This is a genomic window from Arthrobacter sp. Y3225116 (assembly GCF_059091245.1).
Window position 1 is genome coordinate 1 of record NZ_JBNHGL010000206.1, and the last position, 5,034, is coordinate 5,034.

Below are 5,034 nucleotides of genomic sequence, written 5' to 3' on the forward strand. Positions count from 1 at the left end.
AACGCGGTGCCGCCCAGCGCCTGGGCGTCGCCGATGCCGCGGAGGATGTACGCCAGCCCCAGCAGCGCCCCGGCCATGCCGCTGGCTGTCCGCGCATGTTCGCTCAGCTGCGCGGTCAGCGCCGCTACCGCGCCGAAGACGATCCCGACCAGCGCCGCTCCGGCCGCCATCGACAGGGAATCGAGTGCCGCGAGACCGTTGGCCACCAGTGCGGCGAACAGGGCCGCTGCCACCGCCAGGTTGGTGAGCAGCATGACCGCCAGCGCGGCGGTCAGCGGTGCGCGTCGTCCCACGGGCCCGGCCAGGATGAGCTCGCCACGTCCGGCTTCTTCATTGGCCCGGGTGTGCCGGACTACCGAGAAGATGGACATCAGCGCGGTGGCCACCGCCAGCATCCCCAGCACTTCGTTGGCCAGCATCGGGCCCAGGCCGTAGTTCTCCAGGCCGTACCCCGGGCCGGCCAGCAGGGCGCCGGACGGGTCCTGCATGATCGCCGCCCGGCTCTGCCATGCCGCCTGGTCGCCGTAGACCTGGGGCAGCACCAGCGCGAAGTAGCTGATGAACCCGCCGATGGCCAGCGCCCAGACCGGGATCCGCACCCGGTCCACCCGCAGCGCCAGGCGGAGCAGCCGGCCGGTCCCGGCCAGCGCCTGATTCCGTGGGCTGTGCGCACGGGAGACCCCCGGCGCGGCGGTCGAGGTGCTCATGACCTGCCGCTTTCGGCTGCAGCCCGCCCATCGGGGCCGTACTGGTGGACGAACAGTTCCTCCAGGGTCGGCGGCGTGCTGGTCAGGCTGCGGACACCCAGCGGGAGCAGGGCCGCCAACGCGGCCGGCAGTGCGGCTTCGTCGACGGTGAAGTGCACGCGCCCGTTGTCCCGCCGGAGGTCGTGCACGCCGGTGAGGCTGCCCACCGCGGTGGCATCGCCGTCGGCCACCACGACGACCGCGGTGCGCCGCAGGTGCCTCAGCTCCGCGAGCGAACCGGTTTGGACAGCGCGGCCGGCCCGGATGATGGTGACCTTGTCGCACAAGGCTTCCACCTCGGCCAGGATGTGGCTGGAGAGCAGCACGGTCTTTCCGGCGTGCCTGGACTCGCGGATGCACTGCTGGAATTCCAGTTCCATCAGCGGGTCCAGTCCGGACGTCGGCTCGTCCAACACCAGAAGCTCGACGTCGCTGGCCAAGGCGGCGACGAGCGCGACCTTCTGCCGGTTGCCCTTGGAGTAGGAGCGTGTCTTCTTGGTGGGATCCAGTTGGAAGCGTTCCAACAGCTCGGCCTTGAGCCTGCGGTCGATCCCGCCGCGGAGGCTGGTAAACAGGTCGATCGCCTCGCCGCCGGTCAGCTTGGTCCAGAGGCTGACGTCACCGGGAACGTAGGCCAGCCGGCGGTGCAGGGGCACCGCGCGGGTCCACGGGTCCCCGCCGAAGAGCCGCACGGTTCCGGCGTCGGCCTTCAACAGGCCGAGAATGATGCGGATGGTGGTGGACTTGCCGGCGCCGTTGGGGCCGAGGAAGCCGTGGACCTCGCCGGGTTCCAGCACCAGGTTGAGCTTGTCCAGGGCGCGGACGGAGCCGAAGGCCTTGTCCACTTGGTTCAGGTCGATCACTTCAGACATGGAAACCACCTGCTTCGGGCGGAATATGGAAGGAACAAGCGTGCGCGGGGCGCGGACGGGACACAAACGCGGCGGGTCAGGAACCGGGCGGGTCTGTCACATACAACAGGTAGGCGTCGAGCAGGTCGCGGTTGGTCATCAAGCCCTGCGTGTAGAGTTCCATGTTGGCCAGACCGTGCCGCTCCAGGAAGCCGCGCATGATGCCGGAAAAATCGGTGGGATCTTCGGGCGGGTGAAGCGTCAGGTCCAGCAGCATCGCCCCGAATCCCTGGATGGTCAGATAGCGGGCGCGCGCCTTCTCGTCGACGGACGGGTGGATGGTGCCGGCGGCGACGCCGTGGGCCAACCAGGCCTCGGCGTCGGCGGCGAAGTGCTCGATGAAGGACTGGGCCAGCTCGCCGCCGGACTGCAGGCTCCGCAAGGCGTAGCCGACCAGCGGCGCCGTTTCCTCCAGCTCCGCCATGGCCGCCAGAAGTTCCGTGGGCGAGCCGGGTTCGACGGCCTGTTGCTTGTACGCGCCGATTTTGGCCAACACGTACTCGTCGCAGGCCGTCCGCAGGCCGTCTTTGGAACCGAAATGGTGCAGGATCAGCGCCGGGCTGACCCCTGCCGCGTCCGCAATGGCGCGGACGCCCACCCGGAAACCCCGACTGCCGAACAACACGACGGCGGTGTCCCGGACCCGCGCACGGGCGGTGAGATCACTCGGTGCGTCGCTCTGAGGCGGCGCTGCTGAACGCATGTTCAGCAGTCTAAACCTGTGTTCAGTCCACGGCAATGGTTTCTTGATGCGCCGCCGCCCGGCCCCCCCGCGCGGCCGCCGTCGGAACCCGCTGCCCGGCCACCCGGCCGAGCCGTAGTCGGAACCCGCCGCCCCTACTCAGCGACGCGGCCGTCCCCTAGGGTGGAGGCATGGAAGACGTCGTCCTGGTGGGATTCGACGGCTCGGAGACCAGCGCCCGGGCGCTGGACTGGGGGTTGTTCGAGGCCCAGTCCCGCGGATGGCCGGTGCGGCTGGTCACCGTCGTTTCGACCGCGAGCGTGGACGATCCGGAGGTGGACCACCAGTATCTGGCCTCCGCCCGGCGCGGCGGGGAAGGCGTGCTGCAGGCGGCGCTGGACCGCGCCGGAGCGCTGGGACTCCAGGCCGAAGGGCACGTGATGGCCGGGGATCCGAGCGAAGTGCTGGTGTACGAATCCGCTTCCGCCGGACTGGCCGTGGTGGGCAAGCGCGGCCGCGGGGGCTTTGCGGGACGGCTGCTGGGCAGTGTCTCCTCGGGCCTGGCGGCGCACGGCGCCTGCCCCACGGTAGTGGTGCCGCAACGCTGGAAACCGGGCGCGACGGCCGCCGAGCTCTCGCAGGATGCCGCGGCCGAACTGCCCGGCGGACCGGTGCCCTGGCTGCTGCCGTCGCCGCGGGAGGGGGCGGACCGGGGGCTGCATCCGCCGGACGTCTCCGAAAAGTTCAGCTACGCCGGGCAGGTGGTGGTCGGCGTCGACCAGTCGGGCAGTGCGAATCCCGCCCTGTGGGCGGCGGCCGAGATGGCCAGCCGGCGTGCCGTCCCGCTGCGGATGCTTTCGTCCCGGGCGCCCTTCTACCGCGATTCGGTCTGGCTGGACCACGCCGAGGGTGCCCACCGGTTCCGCGAGGAGGTCGCCGCTGAGCTGGACGGCCCGCTGCGGGAGGTCCGCGGCCGCTACCCGGACCTGGATGCGAGCTGGAACTTCTATCTGGCCAAACCCGCGGAAGTCCTGGTCCACGCCACCCGCACGGCCCAGCTGATGGTGTTGGGGACGCGCGGCCACGGCGGATTTCCGGGCCTGTTGCTGGGCTCGGTCAGCCAGGCGGTGCTGCACCATGGCCTCTGCCCCATGATGGTGGTGCCCAAGGGCGTGGTTGTCAGCCGGACCCCGTGACGCCGGGAGCCCGGTAACGGACTTCGCCGGCCATGCGCAGGGCGTCGATGGTCTCGTCGATGGTCAGCAGCACGGTTGTTTCGAAGGAGCTCAGCGCACCGCCTCCGCTGATGGCCAGGGCGACGGCGGCAATGGAGACGTTGTTCGGGGCCTCCCACACGCTGTAGCCGTCGTGCATGCCGAAGGCATACCAGAAGCCGTGCAGTTTCCCGCCGACGGATTCGATGTAGGCCTTGGCCGCCTTCCCCCGGTCCTCCGGGTTGTTGATCATCCTGGCCCAGGTCTCCGGGGTGTAGCTGAACTTCGAGAGATACAGCACCATCGGCTTTCCTTTCGAACGTGTCCGGCCCCGGATGGGCGCGGAGCAGGCGTTGGCTCACACCTTGGCGGAACGGCGTCCGCGCCGCAGGGCCTGGGTGAAGGTGGCCACGGCATGGCTGGGCAGGGACTGCGCCGCCACGAACCCGTCGGGGCGCACCAGGTACAGCTGTTCCGGATCGAGCTTCTTGTTCCCGTTGCCCGGCAGCACGTGCATGGTCAGCCCCAGCGCTGCCTCCACATGATTGACGACGACGGCGCCCGGGTCGCCGTACGAGTGAACCTGCCATTGCAGGCTGCGCAGGACGTCGAAGTTGCTGCCGGTGTACGGCAGCCGCCGTCCCACGACGCGGCCCCGGCGGCCGCGGGCCGCTTCCCTGGCACCCGGGGCCATCCAGTAATGGATCCGGGTCTGCGATATGTAACCGAACAGCCGGGAGGCACCGGAAGACCGCGGCACCACCCGCGCCACCACGGGGATGAGGAACGGCAGCACCGACCTCCGGGCGGCGAGCGCCCACGGCGCCGTCGACGTGATGAAGGCGAACACCCGGTCCGTGCTTTGCAGCAGCCGCACCGCCACCGGCCGCCGCTCGGCCTCGTATCGGTCCAGGTAGGAGTCCGCGGCCCGGCCGGCGAGGACATCGGCGAACTTAAAGGCCAGGTTGTGGGCGTCCTGCAGTCCGGTGTTCATGCCCTGCGCACCCACGGGGGAATGGACGTGGGCCGCATCCCCGGCGACGAAGACCGGGCCGTCGCGGAACCGGGCCGCGATCCGGTGATGCACGCGGTAGGTGGAGAACCAGTTCGAGGCGCCGTAGCGGACGCCGAACTTCTGAACCAGGCGCTCCCGGAGGGACTCCTCGGAGACGTCCGCGCCGCCGTCGTTGTCCCGCCCCTGGAAGCCGCCCTCCGGATCGCGGACCACGCCGATGAGCCGGAGGTGGCCCGGGCCGCTCATGGGAAAGGCCAGCAGGAACTCGTCCACCCCCGCGCGGATATTGACCACGTCGCCGAACAGGCCGCGGACCTCGGTGGCGTCGTTGACGAAGAAGGTTTGCGGACTGGTGGAGCCCTCAAACCCGATGCCGCGGCTGGTCCGTACGGGCGACGAGGCGCCGTCCGTTCCCACGCAGTAGCGGGCGCGCACCGACACCTCGCCGGCAGGGCCGGTCAGCCGC

At 70.2% G+C, this 5,034-nt stretch carries 5 protein-coding genes and 1 pseudogene; 1 reads left to right on the forward strand and 5 read right to left on the reverse strand.

From position 1 onward, the window contains the following. The 3 genes and pseudogenes from AC5RV2_RS14400 to AC5RV2_RS14410 form a co-directional block, all read right to left on the reverse strand. Positions 1 to 707 (reverse strand): annotated as a pseudogene (locus tag AC5RV2_RS14400) (ABC transporter permease); the annotation flags it as partial. Then, positions 704 to 1,618 carry an ABC transporter ATP-binding protein gene (locus tag AC5RV2_RS14405; RefSeq protein WP_494092898.1) on the reverse strand — a complete coding sequence of 305 codons (915 nt, stop codon included), beginning with the start codon at positions 1,616 to 1,618 and terminating at the stop codon, positions 704 to 706. The pseudogene AC5RV2_RS14400 and the gene AC5RV2_RS14405, both read right to left, overlap by 4 nt. Before the next feature lie 76 nt (positions 1,619 to 1,694). Continuing rightward, positions 1,695 to 2,360 (reverse strand): TetR/AcrR family transcriptional regulator, encoded by a 666-nt coding sequence (locus tag AC5RV2_RS14410; protein WP_494092899.1) that lies wholly within the window; start codon positions 2,358 to 2,360, stop codon positions 1,695 to 1,697. Between the two features lie 170 nt (positions 2,361 to 2,530). Between AC5RV2_RS14410 and AC5RV2_RS14415 the strand changes: the two genes are divergently transcribed. Then, on the forward strand, positions 2,531 to 3,535 hold the full coding sequence (locus AC5RV2_RS14415; protein ID WP_494092900.1) for a universal stress protein: 1,005 nt from the start codon (positions 2,531 to 2,533) through the stop codon (positions 3,533 to 3,535). On the opposite strand, the gene AC5RV2_RS14420 is transcribed toward AC5RV2_RS14415, so the two are convergent. Both AC5RV2_RS14420 and AC5RV2_RS14425 read right to left on the reverse strand, forming a co-directional pair. Next, on the reverse strand, positions 3,519 to 3,857 hold the full coding sequence (locus tag AC5RV2_RS14420) for a GYD domain-containing protein (protein ID WP_494092901.1): 339 nt from the start codon (positions 3,855 to 3,857) through the stop codon (positions 3,519 to 3,521). The two genes, AC5RV2_RS14415 and AC5RV2_RS14420, sit on opposite strands and share 17 nt — an antisense overlap. Positions 3,858 to 3,911: 54 nt before the next feature. After that, the coding region (locus AC5RV2_RS14425; protein ID WP_494092902.1) for an FAD-dependent monooxygenase at positions 3,912 to 5,034 on the reverse strand (1,123 nt) is incomplete at its 5' end.

Coding starts and splice junctions, on each gene's coding strand:
- AC5RV2_RS14405 (WP_494092898.1), bottom strand. CDS start 1,618: ATGTCTGAAGTGATCGACCTGAACCAAGTGGACAAGGCCTTCGGCTCC.
- AC5RV2_RS14410 (WP_494092899.1), bottom strand. CDS start 2,360: ATGCGTTCAGCAGCGCCGCCTCAGAGCGACGCACCGAGTGATCTCACC.
- AC5RV2_RS14420 (WP_494092901.1), bottom strand. CDS start 3,857: ATGGTGCTGTATCTCTCGAAGTTCAGCTACACCCCGGAGACCTGGGCC.
- AC5RV2_RS14415 (WP_494092900.1), top strand. CDS start 2,531: ATGGAAGACGTCGTCCTGGTGGGATTCGACGGCTCGGAGACCAGCGCC.